The sequence below is a fragment of the Acinetobacter sp. ANC_7634 genome (genome assembly GCF_056779875.1).
Genome location: NZ_JBWYIT010000051.1, coordinates 1 through 216 on the forward strand (window position 1 = coordinate 1; position 216 = coordinate 216).

1 protein-coding gene is annotated in these 216 nt (G+C 49.5%); it reads left to right on the top strand.

Features of this window, described 5'->3' with window-relative positions; translation table 11 throughout:
- Positions 1-216, top strand: a 216-nt coding sequence (locus AC1M9A_RS14490) for a GA-like domain-containing protein (RefSeq protein ID WP_481610504.1), incomplete at both ends; no start/stop codon positions are given.

Consider the following 216-nt stretch of genomic DNA (forward strand, 5'->3'; position numbering starts at 1 on the left):
GGCAGTAGAGGCGGCAGAAGCAGCATATGCAGAGGCAGAGCAAGCACTAGCAGATGCCGAATCAGATGGTTTAATCACCCCAACAGAACTTACTGAGCTGACTCAAGCACGTGATGATGCACTTGCTGCTAAAGAAGATGCACAAGCGAAAGTTGATGCACTTCCAGAAGGAGCAGACAAAGACGCACTGGATGCACGCTTAGATGATCTAGTCGA